Origin of the sequence: Blautia hominis (genome assembly GCA_002270465.1) — a bacterium.
Lineage (GTDB): Bacteria > Bacillota > Clostridia > Lachnospirales > Lachnospiraceae > Blautia > Blautia hominis.
Genome location: NQOF01000006.1, coordinates 272,614 through 293,580 on the forward strand (window position 1 = coordinate 272,614; position 20,967 = coordinate 293,580).

At 42.2% G+C, this 20,967-nt stretch carries 19 protein-coding genes; 13 read left to right on the forward strand and 6 right to left on the reverse strand.

What is annotated here, in order from left to right:
- The first annotated feature begins 237 nt into the window (after positions 1-237).
- Both CI595_RS19505 and CI595_RS19510 read left to right on the forward strand, forming a co-directional pair.
- Complete coding sequence (locus tag CI595_RS19505; RefSeq protein WP_095175286.1) at positions 238-1,605, forward strand: aldehyde dehydrogenase; 1,368 nt, start codon at positions 238-240, stop codon at positions 1,603-1,605.
- A gap of 53 nt (positions 1,606-1,658) precedes the next feature.
- A complete protein-coding gene (locus CI595_RS19510) occupies positions 1,659-2,309 on the forward strand; it encodes a class I SAM-dependent methyltransferase (RefSeq protein WP_095175287.1) in 651 nt (216 codons plus the stop codon).
- Between the two features lie 93 nt (positions 2,310-2,402).
- Here the strand turns inward: CI595_RS19510 and CI595_RS19515 are convergent, their stop codons facing one another.
- Positions 2,403-2,750 (reverse strand): tRNA-binding protein, encoded by a 348-nt coding sequence (locus CI595_RS19515; RefSeq protein WP_095175288.1) that lies wholly within the window; start codon positions 2,748-2,750, stop codon positions 2,403-2,405.
- Positions 2,751-2,999: 249 nt separating this feature from the next.
- On the opposite strand from CI595_RS19515, the gene CI595_RS19520 reads away from it, so the two are divergent.
- The 3 genes from CI595_RS19520 (at position 3,000) to CI595_RS19530 (ending at position 6,047) form a co-directional block, all read left to right on the forward strand.
- Entirely contained in the window at positions 3,000-3,437 is a 438-nt protein-coding gene (locus CI595_RS19520) for a helix-turn-helix domain-containing protein (protein ID WP_095175289.1), read from the forward strand.
- Between the two features lie 108 nt (positions 3,438-3,545).
- Positions 3,546-3,914: a DUF4180 domain-containing protein gene (locus CI595_RS19525; protein ID WP_095175290.1), complete on the forward strand. Its 369-nt coding sequence runs from the start codon at positions 3,546-3,548 to the stop codon at positions 3,912-3,914.
- 432 nt (positions 3,915-4,346) lie between these two features.
- Positions 4,347-6,047 (forward strand): glycoside hydrolase family 2 protein, encoded by a 1,701-nt coding sequence (locus CI595_RS19530; protein WP_095175291.1) that lies wholly within the window; start codon positions 4,347-4,349, stop codon positions 6,045-6,047.
- A gap of 23 nt (positions 6,048-6,070) precedes the next feature.
- Here CI595_RS19530 and CI595_RS19535 read toward each other — a convergent pair whose 3' ends face one another.
- Positions 6,071-6,880, reverse strand: a complete 810-nt coding sequence (locus CI595_RS19535) for a helix-turn-helix domain-containing protein (protein ID WP_095175292.1) — start codon at positions 6,878-6,880, stop codon at positions 6,071-6,073.
- A gap of 232 nt (positions 6,881-7,112) precedes the next feature.
- On the opposite strand from CI595_RS19535, the gene CI595_RS19540 reads away from it, so the two are divergent.
- The 5 genes from CI595_RS19540 (at position 7,113) to CI595_RS19560 (ending at position 13,488) form a co-directional block, all read left to right on the forward strand.
- A complete protein-coding gene (locus tag CI595_RS19540; protein WP_095175293.1) occupies positions 7,113-8,417 on the forward strand; it encodes an ABC transporter substrate-binding protein in 1,305 nt (434 codons plus the stop codon).
- A gap of 73 nt (positions 8,418-8,490) precedes the next feature.
- Positions 8,491-9,399 (forward strand): carbohydrate ABC transporter permease, encoded by a 909-nt coding sequence (locus tag CI595_RS19545; RefSeq protein WP_095175294.1) that lies wholly within the window; start codon positions 8,491-8,493, stop codon positions 9,397-9,399.
- A gap of 14 nt (positions 9,400-9,413) precedes the next feature.
- Positions 9,414-10,253 (forward strand): carbohydrate ABC transporter permease, encoded by an 840-nt coding sequence (locus CI595_RS19550; protein ID WP_095175295.1) that lies wholly within the window; start codon positions 9,414-9,416, stop codon positions 10,251-10,253.
- A 29-nt stretch (positions 10,254-10,282) separates the two neighbouring features.
- Positions 10,283-11,401: a glycoside hydrolase family 88 protein gene (locus CI595_RS19555; RefSeq protein WP_095175296.1), complete on the forward strand. Its 1,119-nt coding sequence runs from the start codon at positions 10,283-10,285 to the stop codon at positions 11,399-11,401.
- 11 nt (positions 11,402-11,412) lie between these two features.
- The gene (locus CI595_RS19560; RefSeq protein ID WP_095175390.1) at positions 11,413-13,488 is read left to right on the forward strand and encodes a DUF2264 domain-containing protein; all 2,076 of its coding nucleotides are present in this window, start codon (positions 11,413-11,415) and stop codon (positions 13,486-13,488) included.
- A 150-nt stretch (positions 13,489-13,638) separates the two neighbouring features.
- On the opposite strand, the gene CI595_RS19565 is transcribed toward CI595_RS19560, so the two are convergent.
- Both CI595_RS19565 and CI595_RS19570 read right to left on the reverse strand, forming a co-directional pair.
- Entirely contained in the window at positions 13,639-14,187 is a 549-nt protein-coding gene (locus CI595_RS19565) for a DUF6144 family protein (RefSeq protein WP_095175297.1), read from the reverse strand.
- 173 nt (positions 14,188-14,360) lie between these two features.
- Positions 14,361-15,194 carry an AraC family transcriptional regulator gene (locus CI595_RS19570; RefSeq protein ID WP_095175298.1) on the reverse strand — a complete coding sequence of 278 codons (834 nt, stop codon included), beginning with the start codon at positions 15,192-15,194 and terminating at the stop codon, positions 14,361-14,363.
- A 284-nt stretch (positions 15,195-15,478) separates the two neighbouring features.
- On the opposite strand from CI595_RS19570, the gene CI595_RS19575 reads away from it, so the two are divergent.
- Genes CI595_RS19575 through CI595_RS19585 form a run of 3 tightly spaced genes read left to right on the forward strand, consistent with a single transcriptional unit; the run spans position 15,479 to position 17,442 of the window.
- On the forward strand, positions 15,479-15,988 hold the full coding sequence (locus CI595_RS19575) for an AAA family ATPase (protein ID WP_279233395.1): 510 nt from the start codon (positions 15,479-15,481) through the stop codon (positions 15,986-15,988).
- Positions 15,989-16,034: 46 nt separating this feature from the next.
- A complete protein-coding gene (locus CI595_RS19580; RefSeq protein ID WP_095175300.1) occupies positions 16,035-16,727 on the forward strand; it encodes an aspartate/glutamate racemase family protein in 693 nt (230 codons plus the stop codon).
- A 22-nt stretch (positions 16,728-16,749) separates the two neighbouring features.
- Positions 16,750-17,442: a flavodoxin family protein gene (locus CI595_RS19585; protein ID WP_167388475.1), complete on the forward strand. Its 693-nt coding sequence runs from the start codon at positions 16,750-16,752 to the stop codon at positions 17,440-17,442.
- A gap of 357 nt (positions 17,443-17,799) precedes the next feature.
- Here the strand turns inward: CI595_RS19585 and CI595_RS19590 are convergent, their stop codons facing one another.
- The gene (locus CI595_RS19590; protein ID WP_095175302.1) at positions 17,800-19,188 is read right to left on the reverse strand and encodes a response regulator transcription factor; all 1,389 of its coding nucleotides are present in this window, start codon (positions 19,186-19,188) and stop codon (positions 17,800-17,802) included.
- The gene (locus CI595_RS19595; protein ID WP_162291926.1) at positions 19,166-20,923 is read right to left on the reverse strand and encodes a sensor histidine kinase; all 1,758 of its coding nucleotides are present in this window, start codon (positions 20,921-20,923) and stop codon (positions 19,166-19,168) included. Before CI595_RS19595 ends, CI595_RS19590 begins: the two co-directional genes overlap by 23 nt.
- Positions 20,924-20,967: the final 44 nt, after the last annotated feature.

The following is a 20,967-nucleotide window of genomic DNA, read 5'->3' on the forward strand; positions in this document are numbered from 1 at the left end:
GAAACCGCAGTGGGAAGCTGCGGGATCGTGATGCCGGTGAGAATGGAATTCATGTAATGCAGAAAGCCGGAAAAGGGAGAAAAGTGTGCCTTTTTCGGCTTTTTTATTTTATTAGGATGAAGGCGGACGGAAGAGAAAGGCGGTGAGCCGGGGAATGGACGGGAATGGACAGGGGTGCCTTGTTCTTTTTGGGGAAATGTATTACAATAGGGAAAAGCGCGGAAAAGAGGAATGTGTATGGAAATAGATGAACTGGTGCGGGGGCAGAGGAGGTTTTTTGAGAAGGGATGTACGAAATCTTTGGCGTTTCGGATGCAGGCTTTGGAACGTTTGGAGAGGACTGTGAAGAGGTATGAAGGGGAGATACGGCAGGCATTGTATCAGGATCTGCATAAATCTTCTTTTGAGTCTTATATGACGGAGACAGGGCTGGTCTTGAGTGAGCTGGCTTTTGTGAAGAAGCATTTGAAGGGGTGGATGAGGGAGAAAACAGTGCATACACCTTTGGCGCAGTTTCCGGCCAGGAGCTTTGTAACGCATGAACCTTTCGGGGTGGTGCTGGTGATGGCGCCGTGGAATTATCCTTTTATGCTTTGTATGGAACCGCTGATCGGGGCGATCGCTGCCGGGAATTGCTGTATTCTGAAGCCGTCCGGATATGCGAAGCATGTGTCGGCAGTGATCGCTAAGATGATCCGTGAGGCATTTCCGCCTGAGTTTGCTGTAGTGGTGGAAGGGGGACGGGAGGAGAATCAGGAGCTTTTAGAACAGCGGTTTGATTATATATTTTTTACGGGCGGAGTGACAGTTGGCAGGCTGGTGATGGAAAAGGCAGCCAGGAATCTGACGCCGGTTACACTGGAACTTGGAGGGAAGAGTCCTTGTATTGTGGACCATACGGCTAATCTGAAAATGGCGGCAAAAAGACTGGTGTTCGGCAAATATTTAAACAGCGGGCAGACGTGTGTGGCGCCGGATTACCTGCTTGTGCAGGAGGATGTAAAAGAGGAATTTTTGGTTTATGTGAAACATTTTATCAGGCAGATGTTTGGGGAGGAGCCATTAAAAAATCCGGATTATCCGCGGATGATCAATGAGAAGCATTACCACAGGGTGATGGGACTGCTTGAGGATGAGAAAGCTGAGACGGGCGGTTATGGGGATGAGGAGCACTTGCAGATCGCGCCTACGGTATTGACCGGTATTACGGAAGATTCTCCTGTGATGCAGGAGGAAATCTTTGGCCCGGTGCTTCCGGTACTCACCTTCGGAGAGATAGAAGAAGCGATAAAGTTTGTAAAAGAGAGGGAGAAGCCACTGGCTTTGTATCTTTTTACAAGGGATGCGAAGACGGAAAAAAGGGTTCTCAGGAATCTTTCTTTTGGCGGGGGCTGTATCAACGATACGATCATTCATCTGGCTACTCCTCATATGGGTTTCGGGGGAGTGGGCGGAAGTGGTATGGGAAGTTATCACGGGAAAGAAAGTTTTGACACCTTCAGCCACAAAAAGAGTGTGGTGAAGAAGTCGGATAGGATAGATCTGCCTATTCGTTATCAGCCTTATACAAAGGGGAAAGAATGGCTGCTCCGCAGATTTTTATAATGGTTTAAACAGCGGATGCAGTCCGCGGCAATGAAGGAAAGGGGAAACATGAGATGTCAAAAAAACCATCAGACAATGAATATTTCTGGAACAGGAGATCCAGAGTTTACGACGACCAGGTATGGAAGGTATATAAAAAAGCCTATAAAAAGACAGTGAAACGTACACTGCCGTACCTGAATGAGGAGGCAAAGGTCCTGGATTTCGGATGCGGGACAGGCAATACCACCATTCCAATCTCACAGAAGGTGAGGGAGATCGTGGCAATCGATACATCAGAGGAGATGATGGAGCAAGCCGTGCAGAAGGCAGCAAGGGAAGCGTGTCACAATATCACGTTCTGTCACACGGATATGATGAATTTCAGCGGGGAACCGGGCAGTTTTGATGTGGTAACCGCTTTTAATGTGCTTTTATATCTGCAGGACAGGGATGAAGTGCTGGAAAAAATATGGTCTCTTTTGAAGCCCGGCGGGGTGTTTATATCCGCTACAGACTGTCTGGGCAGGAACTTTTCAAAAGATTCCATTAAAAAGTTTGTGAAAAGCAAACTGCACCTGATGCCCTATGTTGCTTTTGACACGCCCATTGGCCTAATGCGTAAAATTCAGAAAAAGGGATTTCTGGTGCTGGAGATCGTTAATCTTCACAAAAATCCGCCGAATATCTTTATCGTGGCGCAGAAAATTGAAAACGAGGATTAAGTGTGGCAGAGACAGCCGGTTCGTTTAAGGATGGACCGGCTGCAGCTGCCTCGTTTTTATATTTGCAGGAAATCATGTATCCTCCGGTACATATTATCCAACTCTCGTACCGTTTGGTACAGGCTTTTCGGGCATTGCAAGTACAGGGATAATTCCGTCCTCGTAACCGATATCCCATAACATTCCGTGAGATTCTATGCCGAACATCTCCCGTGGTGCTAAATTGACCACAAACAATGCCTGCTTACCTTCTACTTCCTTGGGATTTTCCCGTTCCTTTTTCATACCAACAAGTATGGTTCTTTTAAATGCACCAAAATCGACAGTCATTTTAATGAGTCTGTCTGATGCAGGTACATCTTCAACCGTTTCTATGGTTCCTACTCTGATATCTATTTTATCTAAATCCTTTATCTTGATTTCTGCTTTGATTTCTTTCATGCGGATGACCTCCCATTTTCTCCTTAGATTTCTTAAAAGTATAACAGAGCAAATACGAAAAGGAAAGAGGTGTTTTCCCTGAGGGTATACTGCGTGATGCAGGATCTTGCATCTTCGACTTTGTTGAAGAGGATTGATTGACAGCATGAAAAGGGGAAGTCTATAGACCCGGAGAGGTGAAATAAGGTTGACAAATTCCTTAATATAACTTATAATTCCATATAAAAGAATAATAAGGAATAAAAAGGAATGGAAAAATATTATACAGTCGAACAAATAGCAGAGCTGCTTGCCCTGCACCCTAAAACAATTCAAAGATATATCCGTGAAGGAAGGCTGAGGGCTCATAAGGTTGGAAAAAGCTGGCGTGTGACAGGCCATGATTTAAGTGTATTTACTGAAAATGTTGGTTTGACAGGCGCAGAAGTTGCTGATAACAGCCAAAACAGAGTTTCCATTTCCTGTGTTGCGGATATTACGGTCAGTGACAACGGGGAAGGAATGCAGCTTGTCAATTTACTTACAGCATCCTTGAACTGCAAACCGAAAGAGTATGGAAAATCCACAATGTATGCTCAATTTTTAGAACATGAAAATAAAGTTAGAGTTACACTATGGGGGAATCTTCGCTTTATACAGGAAATGTTAGAATTTATCTCTGTTGTAACAGGACAGACTGTGGAATGATCCCAGCGATCAGAGATAGTAAAATCCTGTTTAGACCGGGTCACCTCCACTGATCAATGCCCTTCTGCGGGCATTATAATGATTTTCAGACACATAAAGGAGTTTATAATGAATATTACACGAAAAGGAACACACAAAAACATTGCAGTGGTCCAAAATGACAGTTTAATCATTACGGATTTACAATCCGCTTTAGATTTCGCAATGACAATCAGCTACGATACGGGGACGTCTAATCTGGTGATTCCCAAAGAATGCGTAACTGAAGATTTTTTTGTTTTGTCAACAAAACTTGCAGGGGAAATTCTTCAGAAATATGTAAATTATGGTATAAAGCTTGCCATTGTCGGTGATTTTTCCGGTTACACCAGTAAACCGCTCCATGACTTTATTTATGAAAGCAATAAAGGGAAGGATTTCTTTTTTGTTCCCGATGTGGAAGAAGCGATTAAAAAAATGGAAAGCAGCATGGAATAGTACGAAGAAAACCAGGTTTCTGTTCTATTATAGCTTAGTTTCCCATGTTAAAAGCAGTTAGTCTGAATGATGATACGTTCTTTGTGAGGTGGTCAATGGCGTATCAGCATTCAGACTAACTGTTTTCATTTTGTGGAAAAACATCTGCACGAGGAAAAATTTTTAGATTGTAGGAAAAGTATGACTGAACAGCTTCACGGGCGTTTCAATCTATGAACAAACAGTGGAGATTCTATCCGTTCTTGATTAAATTGCAAGGGATAAGACAGGGAATACAGGATAATTCAATTTATAACAGAAAATGTTACTACTGGAATACTATATGAAATTGAGTTGCCTTCATAAATTGTGTAGTATCAGCATAGGACTTCTGAAAACGGTCAGTCAGGGGTTCTAAGAGGATATGAAATGATCTGTGAAAGGAGAAGATAGATGATAAGAACTTTTGAAACACATAAAATCAGAAAGATGAAGGAACTGTCTTCATGCTTATGGGATTTTGAAACTTTGTCGGGGGAGGGGGACTGCAGGCAGCAGGTGTATGTTCCGAGCTGTTGGGAAAACTATCCCGGCACGGCTGCATATACCGGAAAAGCCAGATATTGCCGTACCTTTGAGGCCGAAGGAAATGTTCGGCTGGAATTTAAAGGCGTGAGTCATACAGCATGTGTGTATGTAGATGGGGAAAAGGTGGCATCTCATTATAATGCCTATACCATTTTTGAAGCCATTGTACCAAATCTCAGACCGGGAAAACATACATTGGAAATTATTGCGGATAATTCTTTTGGACCGGAATCCGCGCTTCATGTGCCAAACGATTACCAGTCTTATGGCGGTATTTCCAGGGCAGTTATAATGGAAGAGATAGAGGATGTCTATATAAAATGGATCCATTTTACGCCCCTATTGAAAAGAAATGAAAATGCAGAAGGGAAAGCCTGGTTCGGAAAAGCTGAGATAAATTTATGCAATGTGTCGGACTTGGATTTTACAGGAACCATTGTGGTTAATTTTGCAGGACACAGACTGGTTTCATTACCTGTAACTTTGAAGGGTAAGGAGACAAAAATCATCACAACAGAGGAACTTCTTTGCAGGGAGGCAGAGGAATGGAGTCCCGAGTCTCCCCGGCTATATTCTATAGAAGCTATTTTAGAGGACAAAGACAGCATATCCGTAGATGACCTGATCGAACGTGTGGGATTCAGGATAATAGAAGTTTCAGGAAAAGATATCCTCTTAAACGGAAAAAAACTTCTTATCAAAGGACTCTGCAGACATGAAGACCACCCTCAGTTCGGCTGTGCGCTTCCATTAGAAGCGATGCAGTATGATCTGATGATCGCAAAAGATTTAGGGGCCAATTCCATAAGGACAACCCATTATCCAAATGATGAGTTGTTTTTGGACTTATGCGATGAACAGGGGATTTTAGTATGGGAAGAAAATCATGCCAGGGGCTTATCTGAGGAACTTATGAGAAATCCGTATTTTAATAAACAGTGTGAGGACTGCATCTATGAAATGATAACGGCCCATTATAATCACCCTTCGATTTATATTTGGGGAATATTAAACGAATGTGCAAGTCATACAGAATATGGGAAAGCGTGTTATGAAGCCCAATATGAGTGGATCAGAAAACTGGATGCCTCACGTCCCCGCTCCTCAGCCAGTTGTCAGTTTAAGACAGATATCTGCTTTGGGTATCCGGAAATAGTATCCTATAATATTTATCCCAAGTGGTATCATGATACGCCTGTAAAAGAATACCTGAAGGATTTATATGAATGGGTTCAGGATAATACGGAAGGAAAAGAGAAACCTTTTCTGATCACAGAAATCGGCGCAGGCGCCCTTTACGGATACCGGCATCCCTCTCATGTAAAATGGACAGAAGAATATCAGGCGGAGACATTAAAAGAACAGATTACCGCAGTGTTTGAACAGGATGGCTGCAGCGGTATCTATATATGGCAGTTCTGTGATACACGGGTAAGCAGCAGCTGGTTTGGCACCCGCCCGCGTACCATGAACAATAAAGGGATCGTTGATGAATACAGACGGGCGAAGCTGTCATATGAAATAGTAAAAGGAGTGTATAAAGCCAAAGGTAATTATAAAGTATAAACCTGTGAATTTTGATCATTGGATCAAAGTATATCTGTATGAAAGGCAGGAGGGCCGTACTTCCGGTATTTGTTGGGTGTTATGCCTGTAAGGGATTTAAACTGTCTGTAAAAATGGACATTGCTTGTATATCCGCAGCGGTCCGCAATCTCTTCCATTGTCAGATTGGTAGTGGACAGCAGATATTGGGCCTCCTCAATGCGGAGCCGGATCAGGTCTTTCTGAAAAGAAACTCCAAAGTAGTCGGTATATAAGTGCTGAAAATAGGATTCACTTATACCAATCATCTGGGCATAGTCTTTTATGCTGTGTTTTTCTGACAAAGTATTCCTCATTTCCAGGCGCAGGGACTGAAACTGAGATTCATAAGATAAAGAGGCAGTAGTGATCATATCTTTGCTTCCGTATGAAGCCAGAAGATGGTTGATAAGTATCGTAAAAAAAGAATCAATATTTTGTTTCAAGTAGGGAGGCTTCGTATAAGAAGCCTCCCATAATATTTGTTTGATCAATTGGGTCAGGGTTTTTGTATCGCTCACGGGAAACAACTGGTTTGTCATGGGAAAAACCTTGGAGAAATCTATGGTGCTGCTTACGGAAAAGTGCAGCCAGTCATCAATATAGGCACCCTGAGGGTTGCCATAGCGATAAGAAGTATTGGGAGAAATAAGTAGTGCATGCCCTGGTGTGATATGGGTAATGTCCTGTCCGATCTGAAATTGTCCGGCCGTATGTATGATGAGCAGTAGATAATTTGGAATTCCCACAGGACAGGAACGGACAAAAGAGTTGGGATGCTTTGTTTCGTATCCCCCGCGTATTACTTGATACATAAGATTCTCCTTACTACATAACAGAATAAGTTAGTTTTTCTACATTATAGGATATTAAGATGTGGTTGTCAATATTGTATTATATAACTTGTAAGAAATACAGGATAATCATACAAAGCAACCAAAAAAAATCATATATGATCAAATAGCAGGCTATATTATTGGGGCAAGGTGCACGTTAACAGCGCCTTTCTGACTATCTTATTGAAAAAAATCACAAATGGAGGGAATTATGAAAAAAAGGTTTATCAGTGTGCTTTTAACTACAGCGATGGTTTTGTCCGTGGCATTGACCGGATGCGGCGGAGCAGAAAAGGCTAGTGCAAAATCTGATGGAGAGACAGGTAAGGTACATTTAAAATGGGCAGTTTGGGATTATAGTCTTATAGAATACTGGGAAGATCTGGCGGAAGAATATATGAAGGCCAATCCTGGAATCGAGATAGAATGCGTGGATTTTGGCTCTAATGACTATTCCAATGTTCTGGCTACCGAATTGTCCGGAAGTGGTACAGAGTTAGATATTGTAAGTATTAAAGACGTTGCCAGTTATGCAACATTAGTTGAAAAAAATGCTATCATCCCTCTGGATGAATACATAGAGGAATCCGGTGTGGATCTTACTAAATTTAATGGGGTTACAGAACAGGTGGCTGTAGATGGCAAATTATATGAACTTCCATTTAGAAGTGATGTCTGGTGGATTTTTTATAACAAAGACATTTTTGATAAGAAGGGAGTCTCATATCCCTCTAATGATATGACATGGGAAGAGTACGATGAATTAGCACGTTCTGTTGCGGACACTACATTTGGTTCAGAGGTGTACGGTGCTCATTACCATCCATGGACATCAACGGTACAACTGTTGGGAACATTAGATGGAACACATAGTATATTAGATAAAAAGTATGATTTTATGAAGCCATATTATGAAATGGTATTAAAACAGGAAGAAGATGGCATCTGCATGAAATATTCCGATCTGATAACAGAGGGGCTTCACTATTCAGCGGCCTTCTCAAATGGAAACGTTGCAATGATGAATATGGGAAGCTGGGCTGTGACCACTTTGCTTACAAAGCTTTCAAGTGGAGAGTTTGACCCCGAACTCTGCGGTAATTGGGGAATTGCAAGTTATCCACATGCAGAGGGTGTGGAACCGGGGACAACTTTAGGTGCCATTACAGGTCTTACTATCGCGGAAGAATCAGTAAATAAGGATGAGGCATGGAAGTTCATCAATTGGGTAACAGGTGAAGAGGGGGCCAAAATATTAGCTAAAACCGGTAATTTCCCTGCGATCAGTAATGACGAGATCATAGAAGAAATCTTATCTATGGAGGGATTTCCGCAAGATGAACAGACAAAAGAAGCTCTTACTGTAACAAAAATGTATTTGGAAGCACCCTATGGCAAAGAACTATCTCAAATCAATGAAGTGTTAGGAACGTACCATGCGATGATAATGAACCGTGAATGTACAGTTGAGGAAGGGATTTCTAAAATGAATGAAGAAACTGCTAAAATTCAATAGATAGCAGGGGAATCAAACAGGGTGCGGCAATGAGGCCGGGGCCCTGTTTGAAGTTTAGAGGCGAGGTATATTTATGAAAGTACAGACTCTTAGTGAGAAGGAAAAAAAGAGAAAACGAAAAAATGATCTTGTGGCATATAGTTTTTTGGCACCAAATTTTATAGGCTTTGCTGTTTTTACATTAGTGCCTATAGTAGTTGCCGTATATATGGCATTCTGCCAGTGGGATGGAAGCAACCCCGCAAAGTTTGTGGGATTTGATAACTTTGTTAATTTAGCCAAGGATGAGTTCTTTTTGAATGCATTGCTTAACACGTTATTATACTGTCTTGGAACAGTACCGATTACAATGATCGTGGCTCTGGGCCTGGCGATCCTTTTGAATCAGAAAATAAAAGGACGGGGATTTATCAGAGCAGTAGCCTGTTTTCCTTATGTCAGTTCTATCATCGCTGTCACCACAGTTTGGAGAATGTTATTTCACCCTTCAAAGGGTCCTGTGAATTCAATATTATTTGATCTGTTTCAGAGCGATGCACTGCCTCAATGGTTCAGCGGAAGACTGATCATTGTTTCCTATATCTTGTTTTCTCTGTGGAAATCCATGGGATATTACATGGTTATTTACCTGGCAGGACTTCAGGGGATTTCTAATGATCTTTATGAAGCCTCTGAACTGGACGGTGCCGGAAGATGGCAAAAATTCAGATATGTAACCTGGCCGCAGTTAAGGCCTACAACTTTTTTCGTTGTTATCATACTTACCATAGGATGCTTTAAGATTTATGATACGGCGGTTTTGTTATCCGGTACAAACAATATGTCAACATCATCTATGGTATTGGTATCCTTTATTTATTCAAAGGCATTTACCAACTGGGACTTAGGCTATGCGTCTGCAGCTGCAATCTGCTTGTTCCTTATTGTTCTGGCAGTTACATTGGTACAGTTTAAAAATGAATCGAAATTTTCTAATGATTAAGCGGGAGGAAGACTATGCATTCCATAAGTTTCAATAAGAAAATAAGCAGGATCATAATATATGTTCTGCTGCTGACAGTTATTATTGTTACCGTGCTGCCCTTTGTCTGGATGCTTTCCGCATCTATTAAAACAGACAGGGAAGTATTTCAGATGAACCCCTTTGTGCTCATACCGGAGAATGCCAAATGGAGCAATTATATAAGTATTTGGAGCAGGATACCACTGTGGACATTTATAAAAAATACAATAATATTGACAGTTACCGTTACGGCACTTCAGTTGTTTACCAGCTCATTCGCTGCCTATGCATTTGCAAAAATGGAGTTTTCAGGCAAAAAGACCCTTTTCATGGCCTATATCTCTACCATTGCCATGCCCTGGCAGGTCTATATGATTCCTCAGTTCTTAATGATGAGGAAAATGGGACTGAATGATACACTTTTAGCGATGGTGATTTTACAGGCATTTTCCGCATTCGGCGTTTTTCTAATGAGACAGTTTTATATGGGAATACCGGATTCCCTTTGTGAGGCAGCCAGAATTGACGGTATGAGCGAGTATGGTATTTATGCAAGGATCATGCTCCCTCTGTCCAAGCCATCGCTGGCAACATTGACAATTTTCACTTTTGTGTCAACCTGGAACGATTATCTGGGGCCGACCATTTACTTGAAGACAGAAACAAAAAAGACGATCCAGATTGGGCTTCAAAGATTCATCGGGCAGTATTCCAGTGAATATGGACTGATGATGGCAGGGGCGGTGATATCTCTGGTTCCTGTATTGATCGTATTTTTAGCACTTCAAAAATATTTTGTGGCGGGAATTGCTACATCCGGTATCAAAGGCTGATATAAAGAAAGCAGAAAGGAAGACAGAACATGGAAAGAGAGATTCTTTGGGCACAGGAGATTTCCGGAAAGATAAAGAGCAAGATGGCAGTCGTTGCAGAAAGAAATCAGCATAAGATTCCGTATACAACAGAAAATGGCTGTTTTGATGACCTGACAGATAAAAATATCTGTTGGTGGACCAATGGGTTTTGGGGCGGTATTATGTGGCAGTTATATCATGCTTCCGGAGATGAACTTTACAGGGGAATAGCCCTGGAAGTGGAAGAGAAGCTGGATAGAAATCTGATGATACATATGGGGATGGACCATGACAGCGGATTCAAATGGCTTCCTACATCAGGGGCCCATTACAGAATAGACGGCGACAAGGCATCCTATAACCGGCTCATGCTTGCGTCCGATAATCTGGCCGGCAGGTTCAACATGGCAGGTGGATTTTTGAGAGCCTGGAATGATAAAAGGGATGGCAGCCGGGCAGGCTGGGCGATCATAGACTGTATGATGAATCTTCCGCTTTTATATTGGGCATCAGATCTGACAAAAGACCCCAGATATGGTCAGATCGCCAAGATTCATGCACAGACAGCCATGAAGTATTTTATCAGGGAAGACGGGTCTGTGAATCATATTGTAGAATTTCATCCGGCCACAGGTGAATTCCTCACCTCTCATGGAGGGCAGGGATACAGACAGGGTTCCACATGGACAAGGGGACAGGCATGGGCAATTTATGGATTTGTGCTGAGCTATTTATATACAAAGGAGGAAGGGTATCTCCAAAGTGCAGAAAAAACAGCGGACTACTTTAGGGAAAACATACCGGATGAGGGTGGCATACCGGTAGATTTCAGACAGCCTCCGGACTGTACTTGGGAAGATTCCACTGCAGCGGCCATAGCTGCCTGCGGCATGCTTGAACTGAGCAAAATAGTAAAAAGTGGAGAGAAATACAAAAAAACAGCCATAAACTTATTGCATTTTTTAGCAAATGAAAGATGTAACTGGTCCCTGAAGTGTGATCATATATTGGAAAAGTGTACGGCGGCATTTTCAGATGATAAGCATGAATTTGCCATCATTTATGGAGATTACTTTTTTATTGAAGCGATCTGGAAACTGACAGGAGAAGAACTTTTTATATGGTAGGTGATCAAAGGATGATATTTCAACCTAAGACTGTGGATTACGAACGCAGCCCCTATACAGGGCTGACCAGGGAAAGCTGGCTGGAAGCAGCGGAATATCTGCTCACAGGCATATTTCAGAATATTAAATCAGAGGATGCCCCGATAGTCATGCCCCGCAAGGAGACGACGATCACATATCCTCACATAAATGCTGCTGAGAAAATCCTGGAAGCGGAGAGAAGGGCAGAAATATTTGAAGGTCTGGCCCGTTCCTTTTTTATAGCTGCGCCATTGGTTGATAACAAACCGGATATAGTGGTCAGCGGATATAATATCAGAGAGTATTATAAAAAACAGATACTTCGGATCTGTACAAAAGATGATGAATTATATGTCGGTACATATGAAGACTTACAGGAATTAACAGATCATGAAGATCCATTTCGGGCATTCCAGCAGACGGTAGAAACCTGCGCGTTGGTCATCTGTCTATGGATCAGCAGAGAAAAAATATGGGATACTTATACAAAAAAAGAGAAAGATAAGATTGCCGGATTCATCAGCAGTTTTGCCCATGCAAATACAGTACCGCAGAACTGGCGTCTGTTTAATATGCTGGATATGGCATTTCTGCATATGGAAGGCTATCCTATCCGGGAAGATATCATGCTTGACCATGCGCAGTCTGTCCTTAATTATTATGTGGGGGATGGCTGGTATAGGGATGGCCATTCTTTTGATTATTATTCATGCTGGGCTTTTAATGTCTATGGACCGCTGTGGAATTTGTGGTATGGATATGAACATATGCCGGAGATAGCCGGAAAATTTGAACGTAACTCTAATCAGTTGATGATGACCTATCCGGACTTTTTTGACCGGGACGGATTCACCAATATGTGGGGAAGAAGCAATATTTACCGCAATGCAGCTACCAGTGCATTTGATGCAAACATGTTCCTGCAGAACCCGTCCGTTAACCCGGGAGTTGCCAGGCGGATTTCTTCGGGTTCGTTGCTGCAGTTTTTGACCAGAGAGGATTTTCTTTTTGAAGGGATTCCGACGCTTGGCTTTTACGGAACCTTCTCTCCGTTGGTGCAGGCCTATTCCTGTGCGGAATCTCCCCTGTGGCTGGGAAAGGCATTCCTGTGTCTGCATCTGCCCGCGGAACATCCATTCTGGACAGCAAAAGAGGAGAACGGCACGTGGGAGGTGATGGAGGAAAATGAGGTAAAAGAGACTGTACTTGACGGCCCTGCTCTCTGTTTTACCAATCATCAGGCCAATGGGGAAACCGTCTTACGCACAGGCAAGGTTGTAAAGGACCGGAATGACGATCATGGCATGTGGAATTACTCAAAATTATGTTTCAATACGAAATATCCCTGGGAAGCAGCTCCGTGTCAAAAAGGTGTAAAAGTCCGGAATGTGGAGGCTCAGCAGTATGTACTGAAGGACCTGGCATCAGATGAGGTACAGAAAGCTAACGTGACATTTTGGAATGGCAGCAGGGGCGGCGTACTTTACAGAAGACAGTTCTTTGACTACAATCTGCAAAAGGAGTCCATGTGGATACAGGCCATGAATTTAGCTGATTTCCCTGTACCCCATGGTATTTTTCGGGCAGATAAACACAGATTGTTCAGACGGCCCGTTGCCTTTACACTGGGTGCATACGGATTTCCTGACAATGGAACACAGATAATGGAAAAGACAGATGGAGTGGGGAAAGCAATGATCCTAAAGGGAAGAGATTTTACTGGCAGAGAGAAACAGCTGGCCATGACCATTTATCAGGGGTGGAACGAACTAAAATACGTCCATAGTGAGGGCAGTGATCCGGATTCGGAAAAATCGATCATAGTTTATGCTGAAACGAAGCTGGATAAACAATATGGCGGATTTGAGCCATATCTATTGCTCTCGCAGGTCATCACTAAGGAAAGCCATGATGATTTTACAGAGGATGAAATCTTTCCGGTTGCTTATTTGGAGTATGATGATTATAGGAAAAACGGAAGCTATGGGACAACGGTGATCGGATTAAAAAACGGGGATAAAAAAGAGATAAATTTTGAGGAGATGGAGAGAACGCTTTTATTATAAGATCCTTTTACAAGATCACAGGATATATCGGCGTCGACGGCAAGTGAAATCAGGACAACTATGGTTTATTCATAGTTGTCCTGTTTTCGCAGCAATATTTTTGTATACGACGGTATGTATTAATTTTATATCAATTGCCATGGACTTATGTTATTGCCAGAGTGGGTTATGGAGAATGATCTTCATAAGGCATATATCATGGCCCATCTTTATACTTTTTAGTAAATCCACATCCGCAGTGCAGGCAAACGCTTTTTCAAAAAGGACTTTACTGTAACCGGTAGTGCACTGGCACCATGTATTTGTCTCTAATCTATCCACTTCTGCAAGCATAGGGCAGGGGCAGAAATCAAACCGCAGATATAGTTCCCCGTTTTTGCAAAAAAGCCCGGCAGCCTCAGCTTTCTTTGAATTTGCAAATTCTTCTATGCTTGATGCACCGGACATCAGCTCTCTTACAAGCGCAAGCTTTTCCTCCATCCCGTAACCACATTGGCAGTTCATGCGTATTTTTTTTATCGTTTGACGGTCAAAACGGTTTTCCAATCGGTTCATTGCAGATTTTACCCAATCAGCATTACTTTCTCCATTTGCGGACCGCTCTTTGCCGTACACGACTTCATTGGCTGCATCTGCATTGCTTTCTGCCAGGACAGAATTGTAAATTACATTCTCTTGAATTTTCCTTATATCAAACATAGTTTTCTCCTTTTTCTTTCATTTGATGGATGAGACAGACTTCTATTATTTCTGATTATGAATATCATTTTCATCTGACGGCATAAAAAATGACTCTCTTTCTTTATAGAAGTATTTCTTGGTACTTCTGATTATAGAAAGAAAGTCACTTGTTGACTTCTGAATTCTTGCTTTTATGAAACGGGTATGCATAAATCCATGACAACCTGATGGCAGCCTCGGTCAATATGGCGATAAATATTTAAACCATACCGTTTTGCCATTTTATAACCGCTCCCCGGCAGCCAAACGTTGAAAACTCCTTGCAATGTCTCGAAAATGTCCTTGATCTCTCCTTGGAAATGATACACGATCCATTTGCCGCCATTTATCCACATGACATTATCAAGCGTGCAGTCCTGCCCAACTGTCATACAAATATCGCAGATACATTGAGAAGCGTTTGTAATAGCAGGATCATTAAAAAAACGTTCTGCCAGAATGGTCCTCTCATTCATAAACGCTTTATACTTATCTAAAAAGAGATACCAGTTTTTTTCAATGTCCACATAATTTCCGATAAAACGTTCATAGATCACAAAAAGGTCAGGGGACTCTTGGATTTCGATTTGGGCAGCATATTCCTCCGCAGTTTTAAAGTGAGCCGTTCGTGCAGGGGAAAAAGGAACAGGCATACTATGAGTTGGGATTGACTGCCGAAACATAGAAGGAGAAGTATCATGGTGTTTTCTGAATACAGAACTATAATTGGAAGAACTATATCCGTAATCTAATCCGATGTCAGTTACTGTTTTCATTGGATTTAGTTTCATATCAATTGCGCTTTGGTCAATTTTACAGCGTTTAATAAATGCATAGATGCTTTCACCGGTTTCTTCCTTAAATATCCGGCTAAAATGATATTTTGAGATATAAAACTGAGCAGATATGGAATCAAGTGATAAATCATCATCTAAATGCTGTATTATATGATCAATAATCTGATCAACAAGTTTTTTTCTGTCCATATATATTTTTACCTGTGTGTATTTCATACTTTACATTAGGCGGCTTATTACATTTTGATTGTAGGGTTTCTCCGGTATGGTGTCAACACAAAACGGTGTGGTATTGTTTCCCATAGAAATTTGCATTGCGCCCTTAAGGGGCGTATAATAAAAACTGAATCTGTTCTGTTCACCGGTCGAAAGCAAAGAACTTTTGTGCAGCGATATGGAAAATGCCAGGTCTGCTAAAAAGTGACGGTGGATAGAGATCAGGAAACGGAGAGATATGAATGGGAACAGGGATTATGATATGCGGCTTAAATGGTGCCGGAAAGAGTACACTGGGAAAAGCGTTGGCAGAGAAACTGGGTTTTCATTTTATTGATAATGAAGATTTGTTTTTTCCAAAAACAGACGCTCATTATATTTATGCATCGCCACGATCCCGTGAAGAAGTGGAAAAACTTCTGCTGCATGAGATCAGTACACACGAAAACTTTGTCTTTGCCGCTGTGAAAGGGGATTACGGGAAAGATATCCTACCGTTTTATCAATATGCAGTGGTCATTGACGTACCAAAAAATATTCGGCTGCAAAGGGTGAAAAATCGTTCTTTTCAAAAATTCGGCAGCAGAATGCTGTCCGGTGGAACTTTATATGAACAGGAACGTGCATTTTTTGATATGGTCAGATCCAGAACAGAGGATGAGGTTGAAGAATGGGTACAAGCCTTGCGCTGTCCTGTCATACATGTGGATGGGACCTTGCCCGTTGAAGAAAATATAAATAGCATCATAGAGCGGCTGCATAGCTGAATATACTTTTTAAAGCCGGAAAATAAGAGGTTAAGGAGTGCCTGAAATGAAAACGATCGGACTAATTGGCGGAATGAGCTGGGAGAGCACAGTTCCGTATTATCGAATCATAAACGAAGAAGTGAAAAATAGACTTGGAGGACTTCATTCTGCGAAAATCATTCTTTATAGCGTAGAATTTGATGAAATTGAAAAATGTCAGTCAAGCGGTGACTGGAAAAAGAGCGGAGATATACTTGGCAAAGCGGCGCAGGGGTTGGAAGCAGCCGGTGCTGACTTTATTTTGATCTGTACAAATACCATGCACAAAGTAGTTCCTCAGATATCATCAATGATACATATTCCTATCATACATATAGCCGATGCCACAGCAGAAGAACTTGAAAAATGTCATATTCAGAGAGTGGGTTTATTAGGAACCAAATACACTATGACACAAGAGTTTTATAAGCAAAAGCTGATAGACAGAGGCATAGATGTAATAATACCGGAGGAAGAGGATATTGATACGGTCAATGCGATCATCTTCCGTGAACTTTGCATAGGGGAGATCAGGAAGGAATCCCGCAAAAAATTCCAAAAGATCATTGATAGGCTGAAGGACAAGGGAGCGGACGGTGTCATCCTCGGATGTACTGAAATTGGACTCCTCATTCATCCGTCTGACTCTTCACTGCCTGTTTTTGATACAACTCTGATCCATGCAAAACGAGCAGTTGAGACAGCGTTAGAAAGTTAAAATTTAAATGGAGGATTCGGCAGTGAATATAACGATCGTACATGGACAGAGTCATAAAGGTTCAACTTATCATATTGCAAAAATACTTTCCGAAAAGTTGAAAGGTGAGGTTACGGAATTTTTTCTGCCGAGGGATTTTCGCTCTTTTTGCGTGGGGTGCACCAATTGTTTTGAGAAATCTGAAACGTTATGTCCTCATTACGAAAGTCTGAAGCCCATTACAGAAGCCCTGGATAACGCCGATGTGATCATTTTGGCCAGCCCTGTATATGTTTTTCACGCTACAGGCGCCATGAAGGTCTTTTTAGACCATTATGGCTATAGATGGCTGGTACATCGTCCAGAAGAAAAAATGTTTCACAAGCAGGCAGTCTGTATTTCAACAGCAGCAGGCGGAGGCATGAGGAGTACGAATAAGGATATGGCGGACAGTACATTCTTTTGGGGAATTGGAAAGACCTATAAATATGGGGAAGCGGTTAAGGAAGTCTCATGGAATCGGGTTGACGACAAGATAAAACACCGTATTGAAAAGAAAACTTCATCTCTGGCTCGAAAGATCAGAAAAAATTATGGCAATGTCAGACCCTCTTTAAAAACAAAGGCATTCTTTGGTGTTATGAGACATGTACAAAAAAACGGCTGGAATGAGGCAGACGCAGATTACTGGCGTGAAAAAGGATGGACGGGTAAAAAACGTCCGTGGAAAAAGTAAAAGAGAGGCAGCTCCCGCCGGAGTGTAAAATGTTTAAGGAAGAGGTGATATGAGATTACCAGAAGATTATGGCTTTTATGCGGATCGTTATTTTTTGCAATGGCTGTCCTTATGGGCTGTAATGATCATAAACAGCCAGACGCTGACAATACATGGATCCTGTTTTGACAAAAGAACAGGTATTACTGCTTCATGACCGTCTCGTTGAGGTTACAGGAGGCAGCTGCAAGAGAGCATCATTATTTTGAGTATTTAGGAGAATCCTTCCACGATATAGGATATCAACTAGTCATTGTGAAACGGCCCTTTTTAGTCCGTATTACTGTATGGGGTGCAATTTTATAGGAAACCCTCCGGTTAATGGGAGGGTTTCCTAAATTCACTGGGACTTAACCCAGTCTGCTTCTTGAATATACGGCTGAAGTATTTTTCGTCGCTGTACCCTACATCACAGGAGATCTGTTGGACAGAATTGGATGTATGGAGCAGATATTCCTTAGCTTTATTAATACGCATCTGTGTACAGTATTCGCTGAAAGGGATACCAATGATATCATGGAAACAGCGGCTGAAATAGCCATAGCTCATATGGGCGTTCCTGGCGATTTCGGATGTCTCGAAGGATGAAGAAAGATGGGAATCCACATATAGCTTTGCGGCGAGTATGTTCTGCGTTACCTCCATAGAATATTTGGAGGAAGCGCTGAACATATTGCTTTTTTCATAAAGCTGTGACAGCCAGTCTTCAACTTCTTTCCAGCAATGAAATACAGAAGGCAGTTTTACAGATTCCCCCGAAAGTTTCCCGTAGGAGGTATTCCATATATTTTCCAAAGAAAGCAGCAGGTGGTATAATTTAGAATACTTCAGCTTGCTGTTTTTTAAGTCGATTTTGAACTTGTCAAAAAGTGCATTCTCATATATCCAGTTTAGTGAACTCCATTCCTCTTTTAATCTGTCTAAATCTATTTCGTCGGTGATATATTTCTCTTCCTTTAATTCATAGGCCCTCTTATAATTGATGGCGTGCAATGGCTGATAGTCATAAAAGAACTGTTCCGTCTTATAGTTTCGGAGCAGCCTGCCCAGTTCTTCATAAGTCATGCCGCTGACATCAGAAATACTCAGCAAAGTAGTATTAGGGAAAGAACTTGGAAAATCAAACTCTTTCTTGTCTGAGGAGAAGATCCAGCATCCTGGTATCAGTTCATAGATTTCCAGGTTTTGGGAGAGATGATTCAGATCCCAGAACTGTATGATATGGTCGTCATTTTCGGATTCCATGCTGATGAGAGCATACATTTCAGGATAGAGTATCTGGCTTTTTTTCCAGTTGATATCCTGGGTGTTCAGGGAGGCCGCCAGTTTTTTGGATACGCTGGCGTTAATCCGTTCCAGTATCAGATCAAAATTTTCCTGGTCAAACTGTGTCTTGGCAATATAGTCAATAGCTCCCAGACGCAGTACATTCTGGATATATTCAAACTCTGTATGGACAGTGAGCACTACATAATTTAAGTTCGGATAAGATTCCTTAGCCCTTTGGATAAAGGTGATGCCATCCATTACAGGCATGTCTAAATCCACCAGAGCCAGGTCAACTTCGTGGTTCTCCAGAAATTCAAGGGCGTTTTTCCCATTTGAGGCCTCCCCGACTATCTCCATATTGTGGGCGGCCCAGGGCATCAGCGTCTGGATACCTTTCCTGGTAAGCACATCGTCATCAATAATCAGTATTCTCAGCATAATAGCCCCCTCCTTTAATTTTAGGAATTTTTAAGGTAATGACAGTTCCCTCGTCGGGTATGCTGCCAATTTCAAATTTATAATCCCCTTTGTAGAAATCATTCAGACTCTGAATCACATACTGCAGTCCGATTCCAAATTGGACTTTGTCTGTATCAGGCACAATGCCGGTGGCAGAAGCCGTATTTTCTATGGGAGACAGACACTGCAGTTTCTTTAACATATCCGGTTGGATTCCGGTGCCGGTATCCTTAACAGTCAGTTCCACCATTTGTCCGTCCGTTTTTACCGTAAGTGTGATGTCCATATGTTCACGGTAACCGTGGCTGAGAGCATTTTCAATCAGCGGCTGTAGTATGAATTTAGGACAGGGATACATCAGCGACGCAGCTTCCTGGGGTGAAACAATCTTAAAGTCAAACAGATAGCGGACTTTTTGTAATGTCACATATTCCTTCAGCGCATTCAGTTCATTTCCCAGGTTTGTAGAATGACTTTGTTTGTCCAGATTATAGCTCAGCAGATGGGAAAGAGCCTGGGTAATATTATCAATATCGGTCTGGTGGTTCATAAGCGCCATCCAATGCAGGGTATTCAGCGTATTCATCAGGAAGTGCGGGTTGATCTGGGCCCTGAGTTTCTCAAGCTGCATACGGGAGTGGCGCTTTTCCTGCAGGACAGCACGTTTTAGCATCTCCTGGATCTGCTTCTGGAGAACAAGGATTTTATTCAGCAGATTGTCATATTCCGGGATGGATGAATGCATCTGTTCAGCCGGAATCTCATCAGAAAGAAGACAGGAGAGCTGACGGTCAAATAACTGCAGGGGTTTATATATGGTTTTCCAGAAGTACAAGGCAAAAACCCCCACCAGGACAGCAAGCAGCACTGTCTGAAGTATGAATGCCTGCAGGGCAGATCTGTAGTCCCTTGTATATATGAACGCAGGTATCACTATGTGTACTCCCCAGCCCTGGGAACTTTCCTTGCTGAAAGAGCGGTATTCCCTGGCGGAGCCGCCCAGAAGTTCTTTCAGCAGTGCCTCTGAATCCTGTTCTTCCGGAAGCGTGCTGTACAGAAGCTTATTTTCGTTATCTGTAAACATCAGATAAGCGGATTTCTGCGCTGCGGCACTGAAAGGCCTTTCCAGAGTGTAAATGCCGGACTCTACAGATAAAGTAACCGGGCTGCCGCCAGGTATGTCTTCTGTCCGGTTGAGGATCAGCACCGGATTGCCAAAAAAGTCGCTCTGGCTCTTGCATGGACCGCGGAAACAGAATACTGTATTCTGGTAGAGGACAGGCTCTGATTCGGCTGTGCCGGTAACTGGCAGGCTGCTGTATATAAAGTCTTGTTCGGATGTGTCGTAGAGGTAAATAAGCCCGATATCTGTGTTGGACATGGTGAGCGAAGATACGGTATCCAAAAGAAGGGTATAATTGTCCTTCTTTGCATAGAGGTTCGGGGAGTTCTGGTAACTGGCCGCTGTTTTCTGAATCTCTTCATTTTCCAGTATCTGCTGGGAAGTAAGCGTCAGATTCCAGAGGGCATTTTCCACAGCATCGCAGGTTTCTGATACAATATTTTCATAATCCGTATCCAGACGTTCTTCCGTAAAACGGGTGATGAATCTGCTGAACGTAAATGTATAGACACTGGCAATTAAAATCAGGACGCCAAAAAAGAAGACAAAAATCCGTTTTTTCAGAGACAGGCTGTTTTTTAGTCGTGACATGGGAAAGCACCTCTCTATCATCATTGGTTTGAAATTATTATAAA

Bases quoted from the DNA above. Each gene is read 5' to 3' on its own strand.
- CI595_RS19515 (WP_095175288.1), bottom strand. From the start codon at position 2,750: ATGAAAGAAATCAAAGCAGAAATCAAGATAAAGGATTTAGATAAAATA.
- CI595_RS19510 (WP_095175287.1), top strand. From the start codon at position 1,659: ATGTCAAAAAAACCATCAGACAATGAATATTTCTGGAACAGGAGATCC.
- CI595_RS19575 (WP_279233395.1), top strand. From the start codon at position 15,479: ATGATATGCGGCTTAAATGGTGCCGGAAAGAGTACACTGGGAAAAGCG.
- CI595_RS19540 (WP_095175293.1), top strand. From the start codon at position 7,113: ATGAAAAAAAGGTTTATCAGTGTGCTTTTAACTACAGCGATGGTTTTG.
- CI595_RS19505 (WP_095175286.1), top strand. From the start codon at position 238: ATGGAAATAGATGAACTGGTGCGGGGGCAGAGGAGGTTTTTTGAGAAG.
- CI595_RS19525 (WP_095175290.1), top strand. From the start codon at position 3,546: ATGAATATTACACGAAAAGGAACACACAAAAACATTGCAGTGGTCCAA.
- CI595_RS19550 (WP_095175295.1), top strand. From the start codon at position 9,414: ATGCATTCCATAAGTTTCAATAAGAAAATAAGCAGGATCATAATATAT.
- CI595_RS19530 (WP_095175291.1), top strand. From the start codon at position 4,347: ATGATAAGAACTTTTGAAACACATAAAATCAGAAAGATGAAGGAACTG.
- CI595_RS19570 (WP_095175298.1), bottom strand. From the start codon at position 15,194: ATGGACAGAAAAAAACTTGTTGATCAGATTATTGATCATATAATACAG.
- CI595_RS19560 (WP_095175390.1), top strand. From the start codon at position 11,413: ATGATATTTCAACCTAAGACTGTGGATTACGAACGCAGCCCCTATACA.
- CI595_RS19555 (WP_095175296.1), top strand. From the start codon at position 10,283: ATGGAAAGAGAGATTCTTTGGGCACAGGAGATTTCCGGAAAGATAAAG.
- CI595_RS19545 (WP_095175294.1), top strand. From the start codon at position 8,491: ATGAAAGTACAGACTCTTAGTGAGAAGGAAAAAAAGAGAAAACGAAAA.
- CI595_RS19580 (WP_095175300.1), top strand. From the start codon at position 16,035: ATGAAAACGATCGGACTAATTGGCGGAATGAGCTGGGAGAGCACAGTT.
- CI595_RS19535 (WP_095175292.1), bottom strand. From the start codon at position 6,880: ATGTATCAAGTAATACGCGGGGGATACGAAACAAAGCATCCCAACTCT.
- CI595_RS19520 (WP_095175289.1), top strand. From the start codon at position 3,000: ATGGAAAAATATTATACAGTCGAACAAATAGCAGAGCTGCTTGCCCTG.
- CI595_RS19590 (WP_095175302.1), bottom strand. From the start codon at position 19,188: ATGCTGAGAATACTGATTATTGATGACGATGTGCTTACCAGGAAAGGT.
- CI595_RS19595 (WP_162291926.1), bottom strand. From the start codon at position 20,923: ATGTCACGACTAAAAAACAGCCTGTCTCTGAAAAAACGGATTTTTGTC.
- CI595_RS19565 (WP_095175297.1), bottom strand. From the start codon at position 14,187: ATGTTTGATATAAGGAAAATTCAAGAGAATGTAATTTACAATTCTGTC.